Source organism: Paraburkholderia sp. J11-2 (assembly GCF_905220185.1).
Classification (GTDB): Bacteria; Pseudomonadota; Gammaproteobacteria; order Burkholderiales; family Burkholderiaceae; genus Paraburkholderia.
Genome location: NZ_CAJMYY010000010.1, coordinates 143,473 through 168,377, shown reverse-complemented (window position 1 = coordinate 168,377; position 24,905 = coordinate 143,473). Strand labels below are relative to the sequence as shown.

The following is a 24,905-nucleotide window of genomic DNA, read 5'->3' as shown; positions in this document are numbered from 1 at the left end:
AGCGGAGGTTCAACAGGAATCGTGGACCGTTTTAGTGATAGATGTTTTAGAGATAGAATTACGGATTGCATTCGGAAAACTGCTGTGCGTGCCTGCAACGCGCAGCCAGCCCATGACGAACCTGAAACCTTACGAGTGGGATCGATCGATGCGGATTCGTGCCGCGACAATCCCCCGCAGTTGTTTTCCGCAGCGCAGCACCCAATCTAGAACTCTCTTGGAAAACAATGGGTTGCGGAGTGTTTCCGGTTTGTAACAACGTAAAGACTTTGAAATGATCTAGCCGGTATTGACCCCTGACCGGGATAATGCCGACTCGGACGGCGTAGGGAATTTGACAGCTTTTATGTCAACGGCCGCGAACCCTGCGCGTTTACCGCCTGAACCGCCGCGTGTGCGCTCTCTTGCCGCTTCACAACTGCGTCGGGTCTGTGTCCGGATTTCCGGCGCGGTTAGCGGTACGGAACGCCTGTAAGGCGCGTGGCGACAAGGAAGCCGCAGCCTGCATAGGTCGATTGTCAAATTTGCAGTCTATTGCCCGATTTATTACGAGGAAGGAGTTCACCACTATGCGAATCGCTCAAATCGCTCCGTTGCACGAGGCGGTTCCTCCCAAGCTGTACGGCGGCACGGAACGGGTGGTCTCCTACCTGACCGAAGCGCTGGTCGAACAGGGTCACGATGTCACGCTGTTCGCCAGCGGCGATTCGATCACCTCGGCAAAGCTCGAAGCGTTCTGGCCGCAGGCACTGCGCCTCGACCCCACGATTCGCGATGTGATGGCTCCGCACATGTTGCTGCTCGAAGAAGTTCGCCGCCGCGCGGAAGAATTCGACGTGCTGCACTTCCACATCGACTACTACCCGTTCTCGCTGTTCGCGCGTCAGCCGGTGCCGTTCGTCACGACCATGCACGGCCGTCTGGACCTGCCGGAACTGCAGCCGGTGTTCAACGCGTTCAACGACGTGCCGGTCGTTTCGATCTCGGACAACCAGCGCAATCCGCTGCAGCAAGCCAACTGGCAGCAGACCGTCTACCACGGCCTGCCGGAAGACGTGCTCACGCCGATTCCGAACGTCGAGCCCGGCTACCTCGCATTCCTCGGCCGCGTTTCGCCGGAGAAGGGCCTTGACCGCGCGATCCGCATCGCCGGGCAGGCGGGCATGAAGCTCAAGGTCGCCGCCAAGATCGACAAGGCCGACCGTGCCTACTACGAAGAAGTCATCAAGCCGCTGATGGCGCTGCCGCACGTCGAGTACATCGGCGAAATCGGCGAGCACGAAAAGCGTGAGTTCCTCGGCAATGCCCATGCGCTGGTGTTCCCGATCGACTGGCCGGAGCCCTTCGGCCTCGTCATGATCGAAGCCATGGCCTGCGGCACGCCGGTTATCGCGTTCAAGCGCGGTTCGGTGCCGGAAGTCATCGAGAACGGCGTGTCGGGCTTCGTCGTCGAAGACGAAATCAGCGCAGTCGCCGCGATCAAACGCCTGTCGACGCTGCCGCGCGAGAAGGTGCGCGCCGCGTTCGAGTCGCGCTTCTCGTCGAAGGTGATGGCGCGCAACTACGTGGCCGTGTACGAAGAACTGCTGCGTCAGAAGCATCGCACGGTGCTGCGCGAAGTCAACGCCGGCTAAGCTGCGCACCGAAACCGGACGCGCTGCGGCGCGCCCGGTTTTCCCGCTTTTCCCCAACGCCCTGGTGCCTGTGCACCGGGGCGTTGTCACATTCGCTGCGCCGGCAAGTGAGGCGCACGCTTAATGTCCCTATAATGGCCGTGCCGTAAAATCCGCGGCGCCCACAAAAGCGTGCTTTGCATGGGACCAGAGTTGCGCGCTGAAGCGCGAACTCTGGTCGACAGAGGAGAAGACCCTTGGCCAGAACCCGACCGACGCCCACGGCAACCGTACCCGGTGCCGGGACGCTTTTCGCGCTGCGCGCGATCGGGCTCGTGATCCTGGCGCGCTGGCTGCACTCCATGGCGCAGATGAATTTTCTCGCCGCGCTCGAAGGCATGGCGTCGTCGCCGGCGGCAAGCCTGAATCTCGTCTTCCTGTTTCTGCTGATCGTCCTGCCGGGCGCGAAGGCGCGCGTCGAGCGGCCGTTTCACCCGCTGCCGCAGTGGCTGCGCCAGGCGCTGCGCTTCTTCGGCGTGCTCGGCTTTCTGTTCGCGATCGGCTCGATCGGCGTGTTTGTCTGGACCGCCGGCTGGCGGCGCACCTTCCACGCCGTGGCCGATACGAATGGCTGGCTCGTCGCCGCCCCCGCGCTCTATGCGGCTGTGGTCTGGATCTGCCGGCCGCGCGCGCTTTGGCGAAGCAACTTCGCGGCGCGGCGTTTCGCGATCGGGCGCTTCGCCGTGTCGATCGATCCGGCCACGCGCACGACGGTCGTCTGGCAGGAAAGCCGCAAGGTCGGGCAGTACGATGCGCGTGAACTGTCGGTGCGCTGGCTTTCGGGGACGCCGCAGGGCGGGGTGGTCATGGCGGAGCCTGCGCGCCTGCCTGCACCCGAGCGCGCTCAGGCGGACGATCCCGCGGTCACGGCAGGCATTGCCGAGCCGGTTGCCAGCGCGGATCCTCCCGATGCCGCCGCTACGCTGGCGGGCGTGCCGCCCGCGGCCACGCGAGAACCCGGTGCCCACAATGCGCCGCGTCAGGCATCGGCGTCGTCATCGTCCAAGCTTGCGGGCAAGCCCGCGCGCCGGCCGAAGATCGAATTGCTCTGGCATTCGCCGGCTGCGGCGGGCCATAACCGCCAGACCGTGTTTCGCGTGTCGCTTGCCTCCGAAGGGGACCGCACGGCCTCGCGCGCTCTCGACTCGGCGCTGAAGCAGACCTGACGCACCCGACATGGCGCGGCTATCGACGCCGCGCCCGCGCTTACGCCCGCTTTTCTGCTGCTTGCCGTTCCTGTCGTCCACTCGAAGGAGTCGCAATGCTCATACGCTGGTTGCTCGCCGCCATTCACCTGCTGGCCTTCGGCTTCGCGCTCGCGTCCATCCTGCGGCGTACACGCGGACTGCGCCGTTGTACCTCCACCGAGGACCTGCCGGTGATCTTCAGCGCCGACAACGGCTGGGGCGGCTCGGCCGTCGTGCTGATCGTCACCGGTGCCATGCGCGCGTTCGGCGGCTTCGAGAAGGGCGCCGGGTACTACCTGCACGAACCGCTCTTTCACGTGAAGATGGGCGCGCTCGTGCTGATCCTCCTGCTCGAGATTGCCCCGATGATGGCGCTGCTGCGCTGGCGCCTCGCCGTGCGCCGAGGCGACGTGCCGGATCTGACCGGCGCGCCGAAATATGCCCGCATCGGCGTGTGGCAGACGGTGCTGGTCATCGTCATGGTGTTCGCGGCGGCGGGCATGGCGCGTGGCATTGGCCTCGATACGGGCGCTGAATAGACCACCCGGCGCTTGATCAGGCCCCGAAAAAGAGAAAACCCGCGCGGCGGCGGGTTTCCGGACTGGACAAGTCGTTGCTTCGCTTTACTGAAGATTGCCCGCTACCGCGACCGTCTGGCCGGTGATGTAGTTCGACTCGGGCGAGCAGAACAGATACACGCCGCCCGCCGCTTCTTCGGGCGTACCGCCCCGGCCGAGCGGATTGCGCTGCGCATGCGTCTTGATCAACTCCGGGTTCAGGCCCACGCGGATCTCGCGGCCTTCGATGCTCACCGTCGCGCCCGCTTTCGCGTCGGCGCTCGTCATGCGCGTGTGGATCAGGCCGAATGCCACCGCATTGACATTGACGTTGAAGCGCCCCCATTCGCGCGCGAGTGCGCGCGTCATGCCGATCACCCCGGCCTTCGCGGACGAGTAGTTCATCTGCCCGGCGTTGCCATTGAGCGCGGACGTGGACGAGATGTTCACGATCTTGCGATACACCTCGCGTCCTTCGGCGACGTCGGCCGCGTGCAGCGCCTTCACATGCGGGTACGCGGCGCGCAGGATGCGGAACGGCGCGGTCATGTGGCAATCGAGAATCGCGTACCACTGTTCGTCGGTCATCTTCTGGATCACGTCGTCCCAGGTGTAGCCGGCGTTGTTCACGATGATGTCGATGCCCTTGTACGTGCTCATCGCCGTGTTGATGAAGCGCTCGGCGAAGTCCGGCGCCGTCACGTTGCCCACGCAGGCCACCGCTTCGGCGCCTGCCTTGCGCAGCGCTTCGACCGTTTCGTGCGCCGGATCGGCGTCGAGGTCGTTCACGACAATGCGCGCGCCTTCGCTAGCGAGCTTTTCCACGATTGCACGGCCGATGCCGCGTCCCGAGCCGGTGACGAGCGCCACCTTGCCGTCGAGCTTACCCATGCTGTTGACTCCTTCTATCGATTGATGCGGGTGGGTTCAGAGCGCGACCACGGCGTCACCCACGACGCGCGGTTCGCCATACTGGTTGGCGGTCTGGATTTCGAGGCGCACGCGACGCTCGCCTTCGGCTTCGAACTTCTCGACCACGCGCCCCGTGCACACGATGCGATGGCCGAGGTGCGTGATGCCGACGAAGCGCACGCCGAACTGGCGCAACTGGCGCTGATCGACCCATTGGGTGAGCAGGCGGCCCAGCCAGGCCATCGAGAGCATGCCGTGCGCGAACACGTCGGGCATGCCCGCGCGCCGCGCATAGTCGATGTCGATATGCACTGCGTTGTGGTCGCCCGAGGCCCCTGCGAAGAGCGCGAGCATCTTGCGGTCCACGCTCGGCAGTTCGAGGGGAGGGAGCGTGTCGCCCACCTGGATCGTGTCGTACTGGATGGTCATGCGAGGTCTCCCTTCAGGCGTTGCGTTGCACGATCACGCTGCGCAGATCGGCCACGTGCTCGCCGCGCGGGTTCGTGACGCGCGTCTCGCGCACGACGAACTCCAGCGCGCCGCCTTTCTTGTCGTAGATGTCGGCGATGCGCGACTCGAACAGCAGCACGTCGCCCGCATACGCGAGCCGGTGATACGTGAAAGACTGTTCGCCGTGCAGGATGCGCGGCAGCTCGATGCCGATCTCGTCGCGCCAGGACCCGTCCGGCTGCTCGAATTCGAGCGAGAACAGGAACGTGGGCGGCAGCGGCAGGCCGGGGTGTCCTGCGTCGCGCGCGGCGGACTCGTCGAAGTAGACGGGATTCGATTCGCCAATCGCCTGTGCGAAGAAGCGCAGCCGGCCCGCTTCGGCTACGGCGCGAAACGCGGGCAGCGTCTTGCCGATGTGTTGCTTGTCGATCATGTGGTTGACTCCCAGTCGTCAGCCGTGCTCACGCTCACGCGCGCTTGTAGACCGTGACGACGCACGCGCCGCCGAGACCCACGTTGTGCGCGAGCGCGACCTTCGCGCCTTCGACCTGGCGCTCGCTCGCCGTGCCGCGCAGTTGCTGTGTGAGTTCGTAGCATTGCGCGAGACCCGTTGCACCGAGCGGATGTCCCTTCGAGAGCAGGCCGCCTGACGGATTGACGACCCATTCGCCGCCGTAGGTGTTGTCACCGTTGTTCACAAGCTTTTCGCCTTCGCCTTCCGCGCACAGGCCGAGCGCCTCGTAGGTCAGCAGTTCGTTCTGCGCGAAGCAGTCGTGCAACTCGATCACGTCGATGTCGCGCGGCCCGATGCCGGCTTGCTCGTAGGCGCTTTTCGCAGCCGAGCGCGTCATGTCGAAGCCGACCACGCGGATCATGTCTCGCGCGTCGTACGTGCTCGGGGTGTCGGTGGTGAGCGCCTGGCCGGCGATCACCACGTCGGTGCGTAGGCCGTGCTTCTTCGCGAACGCCTCGGACACGACGAGCGCCGCCGCCGCGCCGCAGGTGGGCGGGCAGGCCATCAGGCGCGTGAGCACGCCTTCCCAGAGCATGGGCGCGGCCATCACGTCTTCGGTCGAAACCACGTTGCGGAACACGGCGAGCGGATTGCGCGCCGCGTGGCGGCTCGCCTTCGCGCGGATCTTCGCGAAGGTCTCGAGCTTCGTGCCGTATTGCTTCATGTGCGACAGACCCGCGCCCGCGAACTGGCGGATGGCGTTGCTCAAACCCTCATGCTGGCCGACCAGCTCGTCGGTGATGTCGATCGCGCGCTCGAGTGCGCTCTTGCGGTCGTTCCAGATCGACTTGAGTGCGCCGGGCTGCATGAACTCGAAGCCAACCGCGAGCGCGCAGTCGACCGCGCCGCTCTGCACGGCCTGGCGCGCGAGATAGAGCGCGGACGAGCCCGTCGCACAGTTGTTGTTCACGTTGATGACTGGAATGCCCGTCATGCCGACCTGATAAAGGGCCTTCTGGCCGCAGGTCGAGTCGCCGTAGACGTAGCCCGCATAGGCTTGCTGCACATCGCTGTAGTCGATGCCCGCGTCGGCGAGCGCCTGGCGGATCGCGGTGGCGCCCATCACGTCGTAGGTGTCGCTCGCGCCGGGCTTCTTGAACGGAATCATGCCGACGCCGGCGATGTATGCGCTTCGTGTCATATCAGTACTCCTGAGTGAGTTGAATTTTTTTAAAGTTTGCGTGAGATGAGGTCGCGCATCACTTCGCTCGTGCCGCCGTAAATGCGCATCACGCGAGCGTCGGCGAATGCGCGGGCCACCGGATATTCGAGCATGTAGCCGTAGCCGCCGTGCAACTGCACCATTTCGTCGAGCGCCTTGCCGAGCGTTTCGGTCGCGAAGAGCTTCACGACAGCGGCTTCCTCCAGCGTGAGGCGGCGTCGCACGTGTTCAGACAGGTAGTGATCGACCATGAGCCGCACCGCGAGCGCCTGGGCCTTGATGTCGGCGAGCTTGAACTTGGTGTTCTGGAAGTCCCATACGGTCTGATTAAATGCCTTGCGGTCCTTGACGTAGTTCAGCGTGTGCTCGAGGCAGGCTTCGAGCTTGGCAGCCGCGTTCACGGCGATAGAGAGGCGCTCCTGCGGCAGTTCCGTCATCAGGTAGGCGAAGCCTTTGCCTTCCTCGCCAAGCCGGTTCGAGACCGGCACGCGCACGTTGTCGAAGAAGAGTTCCGCGGTGTCCTGCGCATGCTGGCCCACCTTTTCGAGCTTGCGGCCACGGCGAAAGCCTTCGCGGTCGGTTTCGACCACGATCAGGCTCACGCCTTTGGAGCCGGCTGCCGGGTCGGTCTTGCAGACCATGATGATGAGGTCCGCATTCAGGCCGTTGCTGATGAAGGTCTTGCTGCCGTTGATCACGTACTCGTCGCCGTCGCGTACGGCGGTCGTGCGCACGGCCTTCAGGTCGCTGCCCGTACCCGGCTCGGTCATGCCGATGGCGAGGATGTATTCGCCCGAGCAGGCCTTCGGCAGCCAGCGCTGCTTTTGCTCCTCGTTGCCGAGCCGTGCAATGTACGGAGCGATGATGTCCGAGTGAACCCCGAAGCCGAGACCGCTCAGCCCGGCCCGGCTGACTTCCTCGTTGAACACGGCCGCATGGCCGAAGTCGCCGCCGCCGCCGCCGTATTCGGTCGGCAGCGTCAGGCATAGCAGGCCTTCGCGGCCGGCCTTGAGCCAGGTCTCGCGATCGACCTTGCCGGCCTTGTCCCATTCGGCTTGCCTCGGCACGCATTCCTTTTCGAGGAAGCGGCGCGCGGTGGTGCGCAGCATCTCGTGGTCGTCGCGAAAAACGTTACGGTTGATTTGCATATCGGAGTCCTGAACGTTAGCAGTTGCTGTTAGGGGTGTGGGAGTGTGAGGGTGAGCTCAACGCGCGCGAGCGACGTGTGCGGCGGGTTCGGCGTGAAAGAGCGCGTCGACGAGGTGGGCCCGACGCGTGCGCGTGACGGCCTGATTGACATAACCCTTGTCGGCGATTTCGTTCGCGTCCATGGAGGGCGGCTCTGCCATCAGCAGCAGCCGTTCGACGTGAACGCTCGCACCTTGCGCGCGCTGGTTGCGCAACTGCTCGCTCAGTGCGGCGACGACGACAGGGTGTTGCGCCAGCGCGGCGGCTTCGAGGCCCGCGAGTTCCGGCGCGAGACGCTGGCACGCCGGAACGTTCGGCCAGGCGAGCGCGGCGACGTAATCGTGATCATGCCCGCAGATCACGGCGTCGGTGAGCAGCGGGGCGCAGCGATCGAGCAGCGCGAGCCGCATCGCGCCCGTGCGCACCCATGTGCCGTTCGTGAGTTTGAAGTCTTCCACGACACGACCGGCGAACAGCATGCCGTCCGATGGGTTTTCGGGATTGGCGAGGCGCACGGCGTCGCCGAGCCGGAAGAAGCCTTCCTCGTCGAAGGCGGCCGCCGTGAGTGCCGGCTGCTTGATGTAACCGCCGAACACGTTCGCGCCGCGCATGCGGATCTCGTAGCGGCCGTCTGCGCTTTCGAGCGGCACGAGCTTCACTTCCGAACCCGGAACCGGTGTGCCGATATTGCTGATCGTGTTGGTGATCCGGCCGCACATCGTCCCCATGCCGCTCGTTTCCGTGCAGGCGAGGCCGGTCGCGAAGGCGATGCGCTGGCCAACGGTCTTTTCGGCCACGCGCTGGATGCGCTCATGGACATCGGTGGGCAGGCTCGCGCCGCCATAGCCGAAGAAGAGAACCTTCGAGAACAGGTTCGCCGCGAGTTCGGGGTCCCGTTCGAGCTCGTTCGCGAGCACGGCCCACGCTGACGGGACGCTCGTGAAAATCGTGGGCGCCACCTCGCGCAGGTTGCGCACCGTCCGCTCGATGAGGCCGGGCACGGGGCGTCCGTCGTCGATATAGTGGGTCGCGCCGAACTGGATCGAGCGGCCCAGGTTGAGCACGCCGCCGAGGCCGTGATGCCACGGCAGCCAGTCGAGGAACACGGGCTCGGTGTCGAGCAGGAAGGCAAGATTGTCGGCGTAGTAGGCGGCTACGGCCTTGAGATTGCCGTAGGTCAGGGCAACGCCTTTGGGCGTGCCGGTCGAGCCGGACGTGAAGAGCACGCGTGCTGTTGCATCCGGCGTGATAGCGGTATGCGCGGCGGCGACCGCGGCACGACGCGACGCGGTCAGTTCGGTCTGCGCGAGCGTCGCCCAGTCGAGCTGGCCTGCGCCGGCGCCTTGCACGGCGACGACCGGCGCGTGGCAGTGCGCGAGCGTGGCGAGTGCACGTTCGAAGGGTGCGGCGTTCTGCACGAACAATGCGGCGGGCGGCACCAGTTCCACTATGGCCTTCAGACGCGCGAAGTCCTGGCTCAGCGTCGCGTAGGCGGGCGAAACCGGTGCGGTGGGAATGCCCACGTATTCGGCGGCGAGCAGCACGACGGCCTGTTCGATCGAATTACCGGAGAGCAGCATGAGCGGGTGCGCCTGATCGAGGCCCAGCTCGAGCAGCGCGGCGCCGACGCACTGCACCTGCTGCCAGAGTTCGCGCCAGCTCAGGCGCCGCCATGCGCCGTCGCTCCCGCGCTCGCAAAATGCGGCGGTCTCGCCGCGCGTGAGCGCCCAGCCCTCGACGAAATCCACGAAGCTCTTTTGCGCAATGGCTGGCGGCGGATTTGCCGGGCGCAGGATCAGGCTGCCGTCGCTGCGCCGCTCGACGAGCGTTCGACGGTGGGGCATGGGTAGAGGCCGGACGGCAACCGCCGGCGCAGTACTGGCCGAGAGCGTACTCATTAAGCCGTGTCTCCTGAACGTTTGCGTGCAACCCTTGGGGTGCGCCACGTTGATTTTTCCGGGAGGGGTTCGGTCGGGCGAAACCCCTTGAAAACAAGCATAGCGGGTGGTGCCGGCAGTCGTACCACCCGTACCGGGTGGCGCATGCGCGCCCGTGCCCGGGCAGGGCGCCCGTCAGGGATCGATGCCCAGATCGCGCACGCGCGCGACCGCTTCATCGCGGCTCGATACGCCTAACTTGCCGTAGATGTTCTTGAGATGCCACTTGACCGTTTCGGGCGAGATGCCGAGCGTGCGGGCGATCTTCTTGTTCGGCAGCGCCTGCGCGAGCAGACTCACGACCTTCGTTTCGCGCTCGCTGAGGGTTTCGGCCCCGTTTGGCGTTGCGTCGCGCTGCAGCGAAGCTTCGTTCGTTGTGCTGGCGAGTGCGGCTGCCGTGACCTGCGCGGCGCGCAACCGGTCGACGTAAAACGCCAGCACGGGATCGGCGCCAGTGTCCGGATTGTCCGTCTCACCCTCTACGCCATGCACAACTTGCGCGGCGAAGGCGACGATTTTGGCGTCCACGTCGAGCACGCTGCGCACGAGGCCGAGCCGGTGGGCGAGGCGCAAGCCGGCGAGCGCGGTTTCTCGGGCTGCTTCCAGACGACCGCGGCGGTGATCCACGAGCGCCGACTGCATGCGCAACTGCACCATGTGGTGCTGCCAGCCGCGCTCGCTGCAATGCGAAATGAGTTCGGGCAGGCGCAAGGCCGCGCCCTCGAAGTCTTCGTGTGCGAGGCACCAGTTGACATGCGAGCGCTCCGCGAGCGCGTGGACGTCGTGCCAGGCATTCGGCCGCGTGGGCCGCAAACGTGCCGCGATCATGTCGAGCCGCGCGAGATCGGTTTCGGCGTCTTCGAACTGGCCGCAATGCAGATGCTGGCGGACCTGCGCGGCGAGGCTGTGCGCGAGGAGCCGCGGCAGGCCGTGCCGGCTTGCGTACTCCTCGAGCCGATCGAGATACGCGAATGCATCGAGCCGGTGGCTCTCCGCCCAATGCGCGGCAGAGAGCACGGTGTGCACACGTAGTACGGAGTCCGGAATGGATACACGCTCGAGCACATCGACGCGATCTTCGAGCAGCCGTCTCGCACCGGCGATGTCGTTGAACTCGTAGAGCGCCTCGCCAAGCAGCGCCGCCGCGAAGCACGCGGCCTCCGCCGTGCTGCTGCCACGTTCGTCGGCCTCCGCGAGGACGTCGCGGCTAATGCGCTCGACCTGCAGGAACTGGCCTTCGAGCGCGTAGCTGAAGCCGACCAGGCAGCGCCCGTTGAGCACGCCCGCGGAAGTGCCCATCAACGGGGAGCCCGCGTGCAGCGGGCGCGGGGTGTCGTGTTGCGCGGCGCGTGCCTCTTCGTATTCGCCGCGCCGCATGTAGAGCCAGGAAAGCAGGTTGCTGCGCGCGCCGATCGACTGGCTCGTGGCGTCGACCGGGGCGGCGAGAATCGCGGGCAGGATGGCCGCCGCACTGTCGGCGTCGTCGCGTTGCACGTCGACGGCCGCGCGCAGCAGCAAGAGACGGTACCGCGCCTGGGTGTTGTCGGCGGGAATCGCGGTGTCGAGGCGCGCGATGCTTGCGGCGCAGGCTTCGAAGTCGCGCGCATACAGTTCGAGCTGCAGACGCCACAGCCGCAGGTCGATGCGCGCCTCGATCTCGGCGTGCGGCAGCAGGTGAATGAGCGAGACGAGCTTGCGCAGATCGCCGGACAGCTGCAGATCGCGCGCCACCGACAAGACGAGTTCGGCAGCAGCGGCCGCTTCGCCGGCCTGCAGCGCATGGCGCACGGCTTCCTCGGGCAAGCCGTGGTCGCGGAACCAGCACCAGGCCGCGTGATGCACCGCGTGCTGCAGGGCCTCGCTTCGCGTGCGCATGCGATCGAGCAGGGTCTCGCGAAAGAGCGGATTGAGCCGGTACCACGTCTCATTGCCGACACGTTCTACCTGCGTGATGAAGAGGTTGTCCGCTTCGAGGCGTGCGAGCAGCGCAAGGACTTCCTCTGGCGGCTGCTCGTCGCCGACGAGCGCGACGCACAGCGACGAGCACAGGCGCGCGCAAACCGAAGTGCGCACGAGCAGCTCGACCTCGGTTGCCGAAAGGCGGGAGAGCACCGCCCGTTCGAAGTAGTCCCCAAAAGCGCTCGCGTCGTGAAGCTGCATGCTCGCGAGGGGCGGGACGACGTCCGCCGAGCGGCGGCGCTTCAGATGCATGGAGAAAAGCTGCAGGCCGGCTACCCAGCCATCGGTCAGCTCGTGCATCTCGCGCGCATCTTTGTCGCTAACTTCGCCAAGCTGCGCCCGCAAATATGTTGCGGATTCGGCGAAGGTAAAGCGCAGGTCGCGCATGTTGAGCTCCAGCACCAGATCCCGATCGCGTAGGCGACCGAGCGACACCGGAAAGCTGCCGCGCGACACCAGCACGATGTGCAGGTTCGACGGCGCGTAATCGATCAGCCACTGGAGGGCGCGATGACTGCGTGGATTGGTGACATGGTCGAGATCGTCGACGACGAGCGCAAGGTCGGCTGTGCGAGCGGCGATGGCGCGCACGAGCGCGATCACGGTGCGCTCGACCGCTTCGTCGTCCACGCCGCGGCCGCCGAGGAGGGCCGCCTCGCGACAAATGGCCGGGTCGACCTGGGCGAGGCTTGCTACGAGACCGTCGACGAAGCTCGCGAGATCGTCGTCTTCCGGCGCGAGCGTGAGCCACGCGAGATTGAAGCCTAGCGGCAGCAGCGCCTCGCGCCAGGCGAGCAGCGTGGTGGTCTTGCCGCAGCCGGCCGGCCCCTGGAGCACGATGCAACGCTTGCGCCGGGCCTCGATGAGCTGGCTGACCACACGCTCGCGTGCGACGACGCGCGTTTTGTTGCGCGGCGCCATCACCCGCGACGGCGCGCCGGTGGCGGCGGATGGGGAGTCGGGCCAGCGTTGCGGCATGTTCGCGTGCGCCTTGCAGTCATGGCGCCGCGACGACTGCGCACGCCCGATGACGAAACGAGTATCGGGCTATTGTAGCGCGCGTGATTGTGCGGGCACGCGAGCGAGCGCGCCGCGCGTGCCGGTCGGCTTTGCGGTAGCGCAATGAGGGTCGGCAGGGGGCGATACCGGCCGCCAGACATCGGCGCTCACCCGCGTGCGCGCAGCAGGCTCGCTGCATGTACGACTTCGCCGTCCGCGCGCCATGCGTGGCATGCGTCGAGCATGGGCAAAAGCGGCTTCCCTTCGCCGCGGGCGGCTGCGGCGAGGCTCGTGTGCGCACCCTCCTGCAGCCCCATGATCGTCTGGAACGCAGTGGTAGCCATCGGGCCGAGCAACTCGGTGAGGTGCGTGCAGCCCAATGCGCCGCCCAGGCGCGCCTTCACTTCCTTCATGAAGCCGCTGCCAATCGCAATGCCGGCCAGCTTTGCGTAGGCCTCGTTGATCTGCGAGCACCAGGGCGTGGGCGCGCTTTCCGTGTGCGCGTGCGCCGCGCGAATCACGAGATGGGCGTCGATCGTGATCGTGAACCGCATGTCGTGGATCGGGCTACCGCGCGGCACGTCCTTGAACAACAGCGCCGAATCGTGGCCCTTCGTGTCCGTCATGCGGGCCTCGATGTCGTAGAGGCCGTCGTCGCGCACGTAGCCGGTGCAGACGATCTGGCGCGTGTGCGCCAACTTTCGCGTCGCGCTTGCGGTTGGATTGTGATGCATGTAATGCCGCTCCAGAATGCGCCGCTGCAACGCCAGGCGCGATAGTGCGATCGTGAGCCGACTGTGGCACGGCGGCACCACCCCGCGCGGGTGGTTGGCGCACGCTGATGTTGCGGCATGCGCAGCAGGGCGCGCCAGTTTCGTGGGCCTGCATCCAGGCCTGTATCTGGGCGTTGCGCATCCGGTTTCATGCGACGGTTGGGGTATTCCCGTCCCCACTCCGTTCGGGTAGTTGTCCCCTCCATCGTCCCTGCAACACTGCGCCGCATGTGCTTCGCTGTGCCAAACGGGTTACACATTCGCCGCGCTGTTGTACGCGGCAATCATAAAGAGGAGACATGCATGCGTTCTATCAGCAAGGGTATTTGCGGGGCGACGCTGGCCGTGGTGGCCGGCAGCGCCGCGGCGCAGTCGAGCGTGACGTTGTATGGCGTGGCAGATGTGTTCATTCAGTATTTGCACAACGGCGCAAAGAATTCGTATTCCGAACGAAGCGGCGGGAACACGGGGTCGATGTTCGGCCTGAAGGGAGTTGAAGATTTAGGCAACGGGCTGAAGGCGGTGTTCGACACCGAAGCCGGCTACAACATCAACAACGGCGGTCTGCTCGCGGATACCAGCGCGATCTTCTACCGTCAGGCCTGGGTTGGCCTCACTCACGAGAACTATGGCTCGCTGACATTTGGGCGCCAGTATCAGCCGACGTTCTGGGTCGTTTATCCGACCGATCCGTTCCGTGGCAACGAAGTACTCTCGCCGCTCTCGGCCGCGGTGCTCGCGGTCGATCGCAATACGCTTGCCAGTCAGTCCGCAACGGGCCGTACGAGCAATTCCATGCTCTACAAGTCGCCGAATCTCGCGGGTGTCCAGTTTTACGGCATGTATGGCTTTACGGCCACCGTCACCCAGCCGGTTCCGCAGACCTCGGGCAACATACTCGACCTGGGGCTTACGTATTCGGGTTACGGACTCTACGCCGGCATCGCTTACCAGTATCAGCATCCCGGCACGGCGACGATCGCGGGGCTGCCCGGACCGCTCAACCTGCTCGGCACAGAACACTACACGGGCGTGCTCAGCTACCGCATCGGCATTGTCAACCTGCAGTTCAACTATGCGTACAACAAGCCGCACGATGCGCCAGCGCATTCGCTCGCGGCGCTGCTCGGCGCGGGCAAATCGTCGAGCGTGATGGAGTTCGGCGCGACGGTTCAGGCGACGTCGGCCGATACGTTCGAGATTGCAGGGTTCGAGCGCAACGTGCGTGGCGCGCACGACAACACGCCCGGCGTGCAGATCGGCGTGGATCACAGTCTCTCGAAGCGCACGGCGTTCTATATGCGCGCGGGCTACATGAAGAACAACGGCACAGCGACGATGAGCTGGCCGGGCGTTTCGGTGACGAGCACGGACACGAAGCAGGTGCTCGCCGTGGTCGGCATGACGCATCGCTTCTGAACAGGCAGTGCCGCGCTTCGCTGCGCCGCGGTTGGCGGCACGCACGGGCGCGGCGCGGCCGCCACCCACCATCAACAAGGAGGGACCAGGATGAATATCATTCGCAACGGCCGGGCGCTTGCCGTGGCCATGCTGCTTGCCGCATCGTTGCAGGCTCACGCGCAAGGCGGCGAGGCGTCGTCTTCCGCGCCCGTTGCCGCCGCGGCTTCCGGCGGCGCAACGCCGGCCTCGGCGAAGGCCGCTGACCGCGCGCTGCGCCGGCGCGTGCTGAACGCGCTCGCGAAAGCAAAGGGGCTGCGCGCGAGCGGCATCACCGTGCGCGCGGCCAATGGCGCAGTGACGCTCGAGGGATGGGTGCCGGAGCAGGCGCAGATCGAGCAGGCCACGCGCGTTGCCCAGAGCGTGGCCGGTGTGACCTCGGTGACCAACACATTGACGCTTTCGACTTTCTAGGGTGTCGATAAGCGGTGTGAGCGCAGAGCGGGACCGGAAAGCCGGTCCCGCTTTTTTTGGGGGAGGAGATGAGGGCGGTGCGCAGCAAGCGCTGCTTTCCGCCTCGTTTGCGAAGCGCAGCGTTTGATGGCGACTTACATCGTCACCGACTTGCACTCGAGAAACTCGGCCAGCCCCTCTGCGCCATATTCGCGGCCGTTCCCCGACGTCTTGTAACCGCCGAACGGCACGCTCACATCGAGCATCGCACCGTTGATGCGCACCGAACCCACACGCAGGCGCGCGGCCACCTTGCGCGCGCGTTGCGGGTCGCTTGTGGCGATGTAGCCAGCGAGCCCATAGACACTGTCGTTCGCAATCCGGATGGCGTCCTCTTCGTCGTCGTAGGGAATGATCGCCAGCACCGGGCCGAAGATCTCCTCGCGTGCGATCGTCATGCCGTTGTGCACGCCGGCGAAGATTGTCGGCCGTGCGTAGAAGCCGCGCGCCAGGCCGGGCGGGCGGCCAAGGCCTCCTGCCGCCACGCGTGCGCCTTCCGCCATGCCGGCTTCTATCATGCGCTGCACCTTGTCGTACTGTGCGCGGTTCGAGATTGGGCCCATGCGCGTTGCCGGGTCTGCCGGATCGCCGACCGGGATCGCGTTGGCGGCTGCCGCCGCGATCGCGACCGCCTCGTCGTAGCGCGTGCGCGGGACCAGCATGCGTGTCGGGGCGATACAGGTCTGCCCGGAATTCGCCATGCACTGCGCAACGCCGCTTGCCACGGCGGACTGCAGATCGGCGTCGTCGAGAATCAGCAGGGCAGACTTGCCGCCCAGTTCCTGCGCGACACGCTTGACGGTAGGCGCCGCGCCGATCGCCACCTCGACGCCCGCGCGGGTCGAGCCCGTGATGGAAACCATGTCCACGTCAGGGTGCGACGCGAGCCGCGCACCGACCGTGCGGCCTTCGCCGAACACCATGTTGAACACACCGCGCGGCGTAGCAGCCTCGTGCATGATCTCGGCGAAGATCATGGCGTCGAGCGGCGCGATTTCCGAGGGCTTGAGCACGACGGTGCAGCCTGCGGCGAGTGCCGGCGCGACCTTGGCCATGATCTGGTTCAGCGGCCAGTTCCAGGGCGTGATGAGCGCGGCGACGCCGATTGCCTCGCGGCACACGTAGCTCTTGCCGTGCGTCGTTTCGAACGCAAAGTCGCGCAGGGTGTCGATCGCCGCGCGTAGCTGGGCGAGGCCGATCGGCGCTTGCAGCGCATTGCACAGCGAGATCGGCGCGCCGATTTCCTGGCGCACGGCATCGGCGATCTCGGGCAGGCGCCGCCGATAGATCGCGGCGACGCGTTCGAGCAGCGCGATACGCGTCTCGCGGCGGGTTTCGGACCATGTTGGAAAGGCGGCGCGCGCCGCGGCGACGGCGCTATTGGCGTCTTGCTGATTGCCCATCGCCAGCGTGCCAATCCGTTCTTCGGTGGCAGGATCGACAATGTCGAACGAGGCGGCGCCCGCACCGTGCTGCGCAGGCTCGACCCATTGTCCGTCGATATAGAAGCGGTTCAGTGTTTTCATCGTCCATTTCCTGATCGCGACGCGATCGGCTCAAACCGGCCGGTCGCCAATTACGGTCGCGCGCATCATGTGGCGCACCGCAGGGTAGTAGTCCTGAATGGCGTAGTGCTGGCACGACCGGTTGTCCCAGAAGGCAATCGTGTTCGCACGCCAATTGAGCCGCACCTGATACTCGGGCACCTGCGCCTGACGAAACAGAAACTGCAGCAGTTCCATTTCGGCGAGCTTGAAGTCGAAGCCCACGCGGTACTGGTCGACGGTCTTATGGCCGTAGTTGGCCAGATGGGTTGTGAATGCCTCGTTGACGTAAAGGATTTTCTCGCCGGTTTCAGGATGCGTGCGCACGACCGGGTGGGTGGCGGGCGGAAAGTGCTTTTTCATCTCCGCGTGCTGGTCTTCGGGAACCGCGATCCCGAACAGCGGCAGAAAATCGTGGACCGCAGTGAGATCGGCAATGCGCGTCTTGATGTCGTCGGGCAGGCCTTCGTAGGCCGCGGCCATGTTGATCCACATCGTGTCACCGCCGACTTCGGGACACTGCACACAGCGCAGCATCGAACCCATCGACGGAATCTCGCGCCACGATACGTCGGAGTGGTAGAGATTCTCGCGCCCGCGTTTCGCGTCGTTGCGCCCGAGAATGACCAGCTCGGGGTGGTCCGGATGATGCGGAAACGTCGGGTGGACTTCCAGTTCGCCGAAGCGCCGGGCAATGGCTACGTGCTGCGCGGGCGTGATGTCCTGGTCGCGGAAGAACAGGACCTTGTACTTGAGGAGCGCGCGGCGCAGGGCGAGGCAGGTTGTGTCGTCGAGCGGATCGCGCAGGTCGATGTCGCCGATTTCTGCGCCGATGGCCGGGGTATGGCGAGTGAGCGTGAATGGCCAGCTTTCTGTTTGCCGGGTAAGAGATTCAGGTTCGTTAGGTATGCTAATGGTTACTTGCATGTCACTCTCCAGTATCGATATGTATTTGTGGTTGTGATTGTGATGCTCGTCGTATTGACGGCTCACGCGCGCCGCATTGCGGCAAACGCGTGACGTGTTCGTTCAGGCGGTGAGCGGTGTGGCGGCTTCGCCAAGCGTGCGCAACGAGCGTTCGGGGTTGAGCCAGCGCAACGCCACGATCGCCGCGAGGATCAGCAGCACGGCCGTTAGTGCGATGGCGATTTCATAAGCACGCGCGCCGGACGCTGCGTAAGCCTGGACGAGCCGGCCGACAACGGCCGGCCCGATCGCCGCGCCGAGGCTCGCGACCGCAGTGTTGATCGCAATGATCGAGCCGCGCTGGGCAAGCGGCACCATTTCGGCGAGCATGGCGGGCGCGAGCGTCAGGCAGAACGTGGGCAGTGCGGCCGCCACGGCATAGCAGAACACCTTTTGCATCGGCGTGAGATCGATCGCTGCCAGCGCGAGGAAGAGCAGTCCGCCCGCGATCGTGACGACGCTCGTAAGCCGTGCGCGGGCCTCGCGCGTGGTCGCGCCGCGCTGGAGCATGCGCTGGGAGAGGGCGCTCAGCCCGATGTTGACTGGCGCAGCGAATGCGATGACCAGCGCGAAGAGACGTCCCGATGCAATGCCGCCGAAGCCGAGTCCCTTTTCGAGGTAGGTGGGCAGCCACGTGATGGTCTGGCCGAGTAGCCAGTAGGCGACGAAGCCGAGCAGGAAGATCGAGAGAACGGAGGCGTCGGTGAGGATCTTGCGGTAGGGCAAGCGGGCGGAGCCGCCAGTGTCTGGCGTTTGCACGGTGGAGCCGGACGGCGTGCGGCGTACGGCGTCCAGGGTGCCTTCGCGGCCAAAGGCCAGCCACAGGACGCACCAGAGCGCGCCAATCGCGGCGAGTACGAGGAAGTTCATGCGCCAGCCCCAGCGCTGGGTGATCGCGGGAATCGCGAGGCCGGCCAGCACCATGCCGACGACCGCGCCCTGGTTGATGACGGCCACGGGCACACTGCGTCTTTGGTCCGGAAACCACTTGAAGAGCGAGTGGACCGAGGTCGGGAACGAAGGGCCCTCCGCCGCGCCGAGAATCACGCGGCAGACCAGCAGCGCGAGCGTGCTGGTGGTGAAGGCCTGAGGAAGTTGCAGGATCGACCAGCTTGCGCCCATGGCGAGCAGGATCCATCGGGTCGCGATGCGATTCGAGAGAAAGCCGACGAGAACCGTCGAGGTCGAGAAGAGCCAGAAGAAACTGCCGGCGACAAAACCGAACTGCGCAGGCGAGAGGTGCATGTCGGCCATGAGCGGGACCGCGACCATGCCGAGAACGATCTTGTCGAGAAAGTTGATCATGGCGAGCACGGTGAGCAGGGCCGTGACGGTCCAGGCGGACTTCGGCTGCCAGGAAGATGAAGTGGACATGGGCGATCTCGTTGTGCCGGCTGGCGCCGGGGTGTTGCGGGCAACGCAAGGACGTGGACCGGCGCGCGCAGGACGGCTTCGCGCCGGGATCGGTGCGGTGGAATCAGGACGGGCGAGCCGTGAATTCGAGATGGAAGAGAGGGGCGGCGACGCGCGGTGCGTTCATGATGTCTCCTTGTCCGTGCGCGGCATCGTAGATCGCGCTTCGGTAGTGCCGGTATCTGGCGTTACCTTAGGAGCATGGCTACCCGGAGCAACCACCCCAGGCGGGTAGGCAAGGGTAATCCTCGGGGGCGAGATCGCATCTTTCTTCGCGCAAAGCAAAAGGCCTCGTTGCTTTCGCAACGAGGCCTTTTATTCTTCGGTGTTTGTCGTTACCAACACCAGGAATTCTGGTGGGTAGTACTGGGATCGAACCAGTGACCCCTGCCGTGTGAAGGCAGTGCTCTACCGCTGAGCTAACCACCCGAAGAGATTGAGATTATGCAGGGCGTTTCCGATCTTGTAAAGCCCTTTTTTAAGCATTTTGCGCATCGGCCGTATTTTCTTCGGCCGGGGCAGGTTCGGTGCGCCACACGGACGTTCCCTTGACCGCCTTGTCGAGCTCGTTGAGCACGGCTTGATGCGCGCTCAGCTCTTCGTCGCTCGCCATGATCACCGGCAGATCGATCGACTCGAGCTGCACGCGCGGCGCGGCGGCCGCACCGGTCGCGGCGTGCTCGCCCAGCATGTCGATGACGAGGCTCTCCTGGCCGCGCGTCATCGCGAGATAGACCTCGGCGAGCAGTTCCGAGTCGAGCAGCGCGCCGTGCAGCGTGCGGTGCGCGTTGCTGATGCCGAAGCGATCGCACAGGGCGTCGAGCGAGTTGCGCTTGCCCGGGAAGATCTGCTTGGCCTGCACGAGCGTGTCGATCACCTCGCCGCAATGCTCCTTGAACCCCGGCTTGCCGAGCAGCGCGAGCTCGGCGTCGAGAAAGCCGATGTCGAACGGCGCGTTGTGGATGATGATGTCCGCCTCGCGCACGAAATCGAGGATCTCGTCCGCGACTTCGGCGAACTTCGGCTTGTCGGAGAGGAACTCGGTCGTGAGGCCGTGCACGGCGAGTGCGCCCGGGTCGCTGTCGCGTTCCGGGTTCACGTAGAAGTGCAGGTTGTTGCCGGTGAGCCGGCGGTTCACCAGCTCGACGCAGCCGATTTCGATGATGCGGTCGCCCGTGCGGGCGTTCAGGCCGGTGGTTTCGGTATCGAGAATGATCTGGCGCATGTCTTGTAAAGCGTGAAAGCGTGGGGCAGCCGCAAGGCGGTTTCGGCAAGCGGTCTCAGAGTTCGGCGAGCGTGGCGACGCCGCGGTTCGCGAGCGCGTCGGCGCGCTCGTTCTCCGGATGGCCGGCGTGACCCTTCACCCAGCGCCATTCCACCTCGTGCTGGGCGACGAGCGCGTCGAGGCGCTTCCAGAGGTCGTCGTTCTTGACCGGCGTCTTGGCGGCCGTCATCCAGTTCTTCTTCTTCCAGCCGTGAATCCACTCGCTGATGCCTTTTTGCACGTACTGCGAGTCGGTGTGCACGATCACCTTGCACGGGCGCTTGAGCGCTTCGAGCGCGGCGATCACGCCCATCAGTTCCATGCGGTTGTTGGTCGTGCCGGCCTCGCCGCCGAACAGTTCTTTTTCCTGCGCGCCGAAACGCAGCAGCGCGCCCCAGCCGCCGGGGCCGGGGTTGCCCTTGCAGGCGCCGTCCGTGAAGATTTCGACGAAGTCGGGTGTGCTCATGAGTCCTTGTTGCGTGTTGGGGAAGGGGTGGTGGCCGCGGGCTTCAGGCTCGCAGCCAGCACCGGCTTCTTGACCTTGCGTGGGCCGACGAGGCGCATGCCGCGCACGCGCTTGATCGCCGTCACCATATAGATAGCGCCGAAAATCGCCCACCAGCGGTCGCCCGCGGCTTCCATGAAGCCGTAGCGGCCGAGCCACTGGTCGGTCGAGAGCGGCGGACGATAGCAGCCGAAGCGCCCGCGTTCAAGCTCGAAGCCAAGCAGCTTGATCCAGTCTTTCAGCCGCGTGAACGCGATCAGGTCCTGGCGCGCCGGCAGGAACGGATGGCCGGTCAGCTTGCCGACCGACTGGCGCGCGCCCCACAGCGAAAGCGAGTTGAAACCGACGATCAGCAATTGCCCTTCGGGCATCAGCACGCGTTCGGCTTCGCGCAGCAGGCGGTGCGGGTCGCTCGTGAATTCGAGCGTGTGCGGCATCACGATGAGGTCGACGCTCTGCGCCTCGAACGGCAGATCGAGATAGTCGCACCACACGGTGCTGCGGCCTGCGGGCGCGTGCAGCAACGGGCTGCGGTCTGGCGTTGCGCCGTTCGCGCCGGGCATGGTCTGCCCGCCGTTCGGGTGCGCATGCGCCGGCGCGCCGGGTACGGAGTAGGGAGCGCTGGCGGCACTGGCGGCGTCGAGCACGAGACCGCGGCACGACATGCGGTTCTCGCGCAGGGCGTCGAGCTGCGGCAGGCCGAGCTGCAGCGCATGGTAGCCGAATATGTTCGAGACCACGCGGTCGAGCTGCTCCTGCTCCCAGCCGAGCACATACCTGCCAGCGGGCGAGGCGGTCCAGGCGGGCCAGTCTATAATCAATCGGTCAGACATGTCGAAGAATACGTCGCCCCATGAAGAGTCCGCTTGAGTACGCGCGTTCGAGCGATGCGTGCGCCTACGAGTACGTACCGGTTCCGGCTTTTGAAGACAATTACATCTGGGTCGTTTCGGACGGCCAGAACGCCGTTGCCGTCGATCCGGGCGACGCCGCTCCGGTTCGCGCGTATCTCGCGCAGCGCGGCTGGCGGCTCGTCGCTATTTTACTCACCCATCACCACAACGACCACGTCGGCGGTGTGGCGGACCTGCTTGCCGACGCCGTCGTCCCTGTATACGGCCCGGCCGGCGAGGCGCTCGGCCCGCTCGACCCGTTCGTCACGCGTGTGAAGGGTGGCGACGCCGTCCGTCTGGATGCCCCAGCGCTCGACTTGAAGGTGATCGACGTGCCGGGCCACACGCGCGGCCACATCGCCTATTTTCAGGCGGCGGATGCCGCCGGCACGCCGCACGTGTTCTGCGGCGACACGCTCTTTGCCTGCGGCTGCGGCCGCCTCTTCGAGGGCACGCCCGCGCAGATGCTCGACTCGCTCGACGCGCTCGCGGCACTGCCCGGCAACACCCACGTGCATTGCGCACACGAATACACGTTGTCAAACATTCGCTTCGCGCTCGCCTGCGATCCCGAAAACGCCGATTTGCGCGAGTGGAGCCGCGAAGCGGCGGCGCTGCGTGAGCGCGGCGTGCCGACGCTGCCAACGACGATCGCGCACGAGCGCGCAGTCAATCCGTTCCTGCGTGCAGGCGATGCGTCGGTGCAGGCCGCGCTCACCGACGCACTGCACGAATCAGTGCCGGACCGGCTGGCTGCTTTCGCCATGATGCGTGAATGGAAGAATCGGTTCCGCTGACCCAACCAGGTTAGGGGGCATGCTCAACCCAATCGTATGGAATCACGCCCAAGCTGCGGATTTCATGGATTTTTTTCAAATAATTCCGATTGACGGAAACGGGCACGTTCCGTACTATCGGCTGCAAATTCCAGCCATGCGGATGTAGATTTTCATGCGATTCATACTCAGTGCGCTGCTGGTCCTCATGCTCGCCGCCTGTGCGAGTGGGGGACCGTCTGCGAGTTCTCTAGCACCAGCCAACGCCCAGGCCAACGCCGACCTCATTCGTAAGACCTCCGCAGCAAGGGAAACCATTAACGTCGATCAAGGTTCCGTCGATCAGCTCACGAGCCCCGACGCCGACCTCTGGGGGCGCATTCGCCGCGGCTTCCAGATGCCCGACCTGCAGAGCGACCTCGTCGACATGAACGCCAACTGGTACGCCCAGCGGCCCGATTACGTCGCGCGCATGACCGAGCGTTCGCAGAAGTACCTCTATCACATCGTCGAAGAGCTCGAGGCGCGTCACATGCCCACCGAGCTCGCGCTGCTGCCGTTCATCGAATCCGCGTATAACCCGCAGGCGCTGTCGGTCGCGAAGGCCGCCGGCATGTGGCAGTTCGTGCCGGGCACGGGCCGCACCTACAACCTCAAGCAGAACATGTGGCAGGACGAGCGCCGCGACGTGCTGGCCTCGACCAGCGCCGCGCTCGACTACCTCTCGCGCCTGCACGACATGTTCGGCGACTGGTATCTCGCGCTTGCCGCTTACAACTGGGGCGAGGGGAACGTGCAGCGCGCCATTGCGCGCAACGAGGCGGCGGGCTTGCCGACCGACTATCAAAGCCTGCGCATGCCCAACGAAACACGTAATTACGTGCCGAAACTGCAGGCGGTCAAGAACATCGTGATGAACCCGCAGCAGTACGGGCTCACGCTGCCGTCCATTCCGAACCATCCGTATTTCGTCACGGTCACGACCTCGCACGACATCGACGTGGACGTCGCCGCCAAGCTCGCGAACATGACGACCGACGAGTTCCGCTCGCTGAACCCGTCGTTCAAGAAGCCCATCATTCTCGGTGCGACCGACCCGCAGATCCTGCTGCCGTTCGACAACGCGAGCGCGTTCGAGCGCAACCTGAAGGCCTATTCCGGCCAGCTTTCCTCCTGGACCGTCTACACGACCGACTCGCGCGCCACGCCGGCCGCGATCGCGCAGAAGATCGGTGTTGACGCCGACACGCTGATGTCGGTGAACAAGATTCCGGCGGGCATGCGCCTGAAGGCGGGTTCGACGCTCGTGGTGCCGCGCACCGACGACGGCGACGACGAGGACATCAGCGCCGACGTGGCGGAAAGCGCCGTGCTGGCCATGGAGCCGGACGTGCCCGACACGCGCAAGATGCTGATCCGCGTGCGCCGCAAGCAGTCGATGGAAACGGTTGCGAGCCGCTATGGCGTGTCGCTCGGGCAGTTGAAGGCGTGGAACAAGACTCACCGCGACTACGTCGCGCCGGGTCAGGTGCTGGTGCTGCACGTGCCGGTCAATAAGGCGATGCCGAGCGAACCGGGGCCGGAACGTCTGGCAGCGAACGTTTCTGGTGGTGCCGTGCAGCGAATTGGCACTCGCGTTGCAGACACCGGGTCGAAGTCGCGATACGATAAGAAGCACGGTCGCGCGCGCACCGAGGTCGTCAAGGTTTCCGAACCTGTCAAGGCCAAGACGGTCAGCGCCGCGCCCAGCAAGGCGTCGAAGGGTGCGGCAAGCCGCGCGAAGGCCGAAACCCACGCGCAGAAGCACCAGACAAAATAGCGGCTGGCGAAGGGTGCTCAAACATGCGTTGCGGGGGCAGCGCATGGTATTTCGCTCCGATCACTTTTCCGTTTTTGTTGTGTTTGACGCCGTCACCCTGCCAGGTGGCGGCGTTTTCATTGGTGGGTGCCAAAAACAGAAGCGGCGCTTGCCGCCACGCGTCCGCCCGCTATAGTGGATAGGGCCGTGCACCGGGCTGCGAGCACGCTCTCCGTCGCCAGCGTCATCCTGGAATTTGAAGGAAAGGTGACTTTCGCGCTATAATTTCAAGGTTTGAGCTTATCAACCCGCACCCTAGCGCCTACCTCTTCCCATCCGTTCATCCGCCGCCCGCGCTTCATCGTCAACTGGCCGGCTGCCGCCCGATCCCGCGTCACAAACGCGCGCTCGTGGCCCGGCGCCACAACGGTCGACCGCTGATGGGGTCGCGTAGCGAGCGAGCCGCGCGCGCATCCTGATCTTCACAGAAAAGGATGCCGACGCCGCAGCCGCTCTCAGGTCGC

The 24,905-nt window shown here is 65.3% G+C and carries 21 protein-coding genes and 1 tRNA gene; 7 read left to right on the top strand and 15 right to left on the bottom strand.

What is annotated here, in order from left to right; genetic code table 11:
* Positions 1-569: 569 nt before the first annotated feature.
* The 3 genes from U5A57_RS16285 (at position 570) to U5A57_RS16275 (ending at position 3,399) form a co-directional block, all read left to right on the top strand.
* Positions 570-1,634 carry a glycosyltransferase family 4 protein gene (locus U5A57_RS16285; RefSeq protein ID WP_321912499.1) on the top strand — a complete coding sequence of 355 codons (1,065 nt, stop codon included), beginning with the start codon at positions 570-572 and terminating at the stop codon, positions 1,632-1,634.
* Between the two features lie 236 nt (positions 1,635-1,870).
* Positions 1,871-2,839 (top strand): hypothetical protein, encoded by a 969-nt coding sequence (locus U5A57_RS16280; protein WP_321912497.1) that lies wholly within the window; start codon positions 1,871-1,873, stop codon positions 2,837-2,839.
* A 95-nt stretch (positions 2,840-2,934) separates the two neighbouring features.
* Entirely contained in the window at positions 2,935-3,399 is a 465-nt protein-coding gene (locus U5A57_RS16275; RefSeq protein WP_321912495.1) for a DUF2214 family protein, read from the top strand.
* Between the two features lie 84 nt (positions 3,400-3,483).
* Here U5A57_RS16275 and U5A57_RS16270 read toward each other — a convergent pair whose 3' ends face one another.
* The 8 genes from U5A57_RS16270 to U5A57_RS16235 form a co-directional block, all read right to left on the bottom strand.
* Positions 3,484-4,308 carry an SDR family NAD(P)-dependent oxidoreductase gene (locus U5A57_RS16270; protein WP_321912493.1) on the bottom strand — a complete coding sequence of 275 codons (825 nt, stop codon included), beginning with the start codon at positions 4,306-4,308 and terminating at the stop codon, positions 3,484-3,486.
* A 36-nt stretch (positions 4,309-4,344) separates the two neighbouring features.
* Positions 4,345-4,758, bottom strand: a complete 414-nt coding sequence (locus U5A57_RS16265) for a MaoC family dehydratase (RefSeq protein ID WP_321912491.1) — start codon at positions 4,756-4,758, stop codon at positions 4,345-4,347.
* 13 nt (positions 4,759-4,771) lie between these two features.
* A complete protein-coding gene (locus U5A57_RS16260; protein WP_321912490.1) occupies positions 4,772-5,212 on the bottom strand; it encodes a MaoC family dehydratase N-terminal domain-containing protein in 441 nt (146 codons plus the stop codon).
* 34 nt (positions 5,213-5,246) lie between these two features.
* The gene (locus U5A57_RS16255; RefSeq protein ID WP_321912488.1) at positions 5,247-6,434 is read right to left on the bottom strand and encodes a lipid-transfer protein; all 1,188 of its coding nucleotides are present in this window, start codon (positions 6,432-6,434) and stop codon (positions 5,247-5,249) included.
* 29 nt (positions 6,435-6,463) lie between these two features.
* Positions 6,464-7,603: an acyl-CoA dehydrogenase family protein gene (locus tag U5A57_RS16250; RefSeq protein ID WP_321912486.1), complete on the bottom strand. Its 1,140-nt coding sequence runs from the start codon at positions 7,601-7,603 to the stop codon at positions 6,464-6,466.
* A gap of 57 nt (positions 7,604-7,660) precedes the next feature.
* Positions 7,661-9,541 (bottom strand): feruloyl-CoA synthase, encoded by a 1,881-nt coding sequence (locus U5A57_RS16245; protein WP_321912485.1) that lies wholly within the window; start codon positions 9,539-9,541, stop codon positions 7,661-7,663.
* A 174-nt stretch (positions 9,542-9,715) separates the two neighbouring features.
* Positions 9,716-12,517, bottom strand: a complete 2,802-nt coding sequence (locus U5A57_RS16240) for a LuxR C-terminal-related transcriptional regulator (RefSeq protein WP_321912483.1) — start codon at positions 12,515-12,517, stop codon at positions 9,716-9,718.
* Between the two features lie 188 nt (positions 12,518-12,705).
* Positions 12,706-13,272, bottom strand: coding sequence for a DUF2889 domain-containing protein (locus U5A57_RS16235; protein ID WP_321912481.1), 567 nt, complete (start codon positions 13,270-13,272; stop codon positions 12,706-12,708).
* 342 nt (positions 13,273-13,614) lie between these two features.
* On the opposite strand from U5A57_RS16235, the gene U5A57_RS16230 reads away from it, so the two are divergent.
* A complete protein-coding gene (locus U5A57_RS16230; RefSeq protein ID WP_321912479.1) occupies positions 13,615-14,730 on the top strand; it encodes a porin in 1,116 nt (371 codons plus the stop codon).
* 90 nt (positions 14,731-14,820) lie between these two features.
* Positions 14,821-15,183: a BON domain-containing protein gene (locus U5A57_RS16225; protein WP_321912477.1), complete on the top strand. Its 363-nt coding sequence runs from the start codon at positions 14,821-14,823 to the stop codon at positions 15,181-15,183.
* 134 nt (positions 15,184-15,317) lie between these two features.
* On the opposite strand, the gene U5A57_RS16220 is transcribed toward U5A57_RS16225, so the two are convergent.
* The 7 genes from U5A57_RS16220 to U5A57_RS16190 all read right to left on the bottom strand — a co-directional run bounded on the left by U5A57_RS16220 (position 15,318) and on the right by U5A57_RS16190 (position 21,747).
* Positions 15,318-16,748: an aldehyde dehydrogenase family protein gene (locus tag U5A57_RS16220; RefSeq protein WP_321912476.1), complete on the bottom strand. Its 1,431-nt coding sequence runs from the start codon at positions 16,746-16,748 to the stop codon at positions 15,318-15,320.
* Positions 16,749-16,778: 30 nt separating this feature from the next.
* Positions 16,779-17,693: a TauD/TfdA dioxygenase family protein gene (locus U5A57_RS16215; protein WP_321912474.1), complete on the bottom strand. Its 915-nt coding sequence runs from the start codon at positions 17,691-17,693 to the stop codon at positions 16,779-16,781.
* A 102-nt stretch (positions 17,694-17,795) separates the two neighbouring features.
* Positions 17,796-19,106 (bottom strand): MFS transporter, encoded by a 1,311-nt coding sequence (locus U5A57_RS16210; protein WP_321912472.1) that lies wholly within the window; start codon positions 19,104-19,106, stop codon positions 17,796-17,798.
* A 393-nt stretch (positions 19,107-19,499) separates the two neighbouring features.
* Positions 19,500-19,574: transfer RNA gene (locus U5A57_RS16205), tRNA-Val, on the bottom strand.
* 49 nt (positions 19,575-19,623) lie between these two features.
* Positions 19,624-20,370 carry a DNA polymerase III subunit epsilon gene (gene dnaQ / locus U5A57_RS16200; RefSeq protein ID WP_321912470.1) on the bottom strand — a complete coding sequence of 249 codons (747 nt, stop codon included), beginning with the start codon at positions 20,368-20,370 and terminating at the stop codon, positions 19,624-19,626.
* A 55-nt stretch (positions 20,371-20,425) separates the two neighbouring features.
* Positions 20,426-20,875 carry a ribonuclease HI gene (gene rnhA / locus U5A57_RS16195; protein WP_321912468.1) on the bottom strand — a complete coding sequence of 150 codons (450 nt, stop codon included), beginning with the start codon at positions 20,873-20,875 and terminating at the stop codon, positions 20,426-20,428.
* Positions 20,872-21,747 (bottom strand): class I SAM-dependent methyltransferase, encoded by an 876-nt coding sequence (locus tag U5A57_RS16190; protein WP_321912466.1) that lies wholly within the window; start codon positions 21,745-21,747, stop codon positions 20,872-20,874. The genes rnhA and U5A57_RS16190 overlap by 4 nt, the downstream gene beginning before the upstream one ends.
* Before the next feature lie 20 nt (positions 21,748-21,767).
* Between U5A57_RS16190 and gloB the strand changes: the two genes are divergently transcribed.
* Positions 21,768-22,604, top strand: a complete 837-nt coding sequence (gloB, locus tag U5A57_RS16185; protein ID WP_321912464.1) for a hydroxyacylglutathione hydrolase — start codon at positions 21,768-21,770, stop codon at positions 22,602-22,604.
* 154 nt (positions 22,605-22,758) lie between these two features.
* Entirely contained in the window at positions 22,759-24,402 is a 1,644-nt protein-coding gene (locus U5A57_RS16180; RefSeq protein ID WP_321912462.1) for a transglycosylase SLT domain-containing protein, read from the top strand.
* The last annotated feature ends 503 nt before the right edge of the window (positions 24,403-24,905 follow it).

Bases quoted from the DNA above. Each gene is read 5' to 3' on its own strand.
- U5A57_RS16285 (WP_321912499.1), top strand. From the start codon at position 570: ATGCGAATCGCTCAAATCGCTCCGTTGCACGAGGCGGTTCCTCCCAAG.
- U5A57_RS16215 (WP_321912474.1), bottom strand. From the start codon at position 17,693: ATGCAAGTAACCATTAGCATACCTAACGAACCTGAATCTCTTACCCGG.
- U5A57_RS16220 (WP_321912476.1), bottom strand. From the start codon at position 16,748: ATGAAAACACTGAACCGCTTCTATATCGACGGACAATGGGTCGAGCCT.
- U5A57_RS16225 (WP_321912477.1), top strand. From the start codon at position 14,821: ATGAATATCATTCGCAACGGCCGGGCGCTTGCCGTGGCCATGCTGCTT.
- U5A57_RS16250 (WP_321912486.1), bottom strand. From the start codon at position 7,603: ATGCAAATCAACCGTAACGTTTTTCGCGACGACCACGAGATGCTGCGC.
- U5A57_RS16245 (WP_321912485.1), bottom strand. From the start codon at position 9,541: ATGAGTACGCTCTCGGCCAGTACTGCGCCGGCGGTTGCCGTCCGGCCT.
- gloB (WP_321912464.1), top strand. From the start codon at position 21,768: ATGAAGAGTCCGCTTGAGTACGCGCGTTCGAGCGATGCGTGCGCCTAC.
- dnaQ (WP_321912470.1), bottom strand. From the start codon at position 20,370: ATGCGCCAGATCATTCTCGATACCGAAACCACCGGCCTGAACGCCCGC.
- U5A57_RS16180 (WP_321912462.1), top strand. From the start codon at position 22,759: ATGCGATTCATACTCAGTGCGCTGCTGGTCCTCATGCTCGCCGCCTGT.
- U5A57_RS16210 (WP_321912472.1), bottom strand. From the start codon at position 19,106: ATGTCCACTTCATCTTCCTGGCAGCCGAAGTCCGCCTGGACCGTCACG.
- U5A57_RS16260 (WP_321912490.1), bottom strand. From the start codon at position 5,212: ATGATCGACAAGCAACACATCGGCAAGACGCTGCCCGCGTTTCGCGCC.
- U5A57_RS16240 (WP_321912483.1), bottom strand. From the start codon at position 12,517: ATGCCGCAACGCTGGCCCGACTCCCCATCCGCCGCCACCGGCGCGCCG.
- rnhA (WP_321912468.1), bottom strand. From the start codon at position 20,875: ATGAGCACACCCGACTTCGTCGAAATCTTCACGGACGGCGCCTGCAAG.
- U5A57_RS16265 (WP_321912491.1), bottom strand. From the start codon at position 4,758: ATGACCATCCAGTACGACACGATCCAGGTGGGCGACACGCTCCCTCCC.
- U5A57_RS16190 (WP_321912466.1), bottom strand. From the start codon at position 21,747: ATGTCTGACCGATTGATTATAGACTGGCCCGCCTGGACCGCCTCGCCC.
- U5A57_RS16255 (WP_321912488.1), bottom strand. From the start codon at position 6,434: ATGACACGAAGCGCATACATCGCCGGCGTCGGCATGATTCCGTTCAAG.
- U5A57_RS16275 (WP_321912495.1), top strand. From the start codon at position 2,935: ATGCTCATACGCTGGTTGCTCGCCGCCATTCACCTGCTGGCCTTCGGC.
- U5A57_RS16235 (WP_321912481.1), bottom strand. From the start codon at position 13,272: ATGCATCACAATCCAACCGCAAGCGCGACGCGAAAGTTGGCGCACACG.
- U5A57_RS16270 (WP_321912493.1), bottom strand. From the start codon at position 4,308: ATGGGTAAGCTCGACGGCAAGGTGGCGCTCGTCACCGGCTCGGGACGC.
- U5A57_RS16230 (WP_321912479.1), top strand. From the start codon at position 13,615: ATGCGTTCTATCAGCAAGGGTATTTGCGGGGCGACGCTGGCCGTGGTG.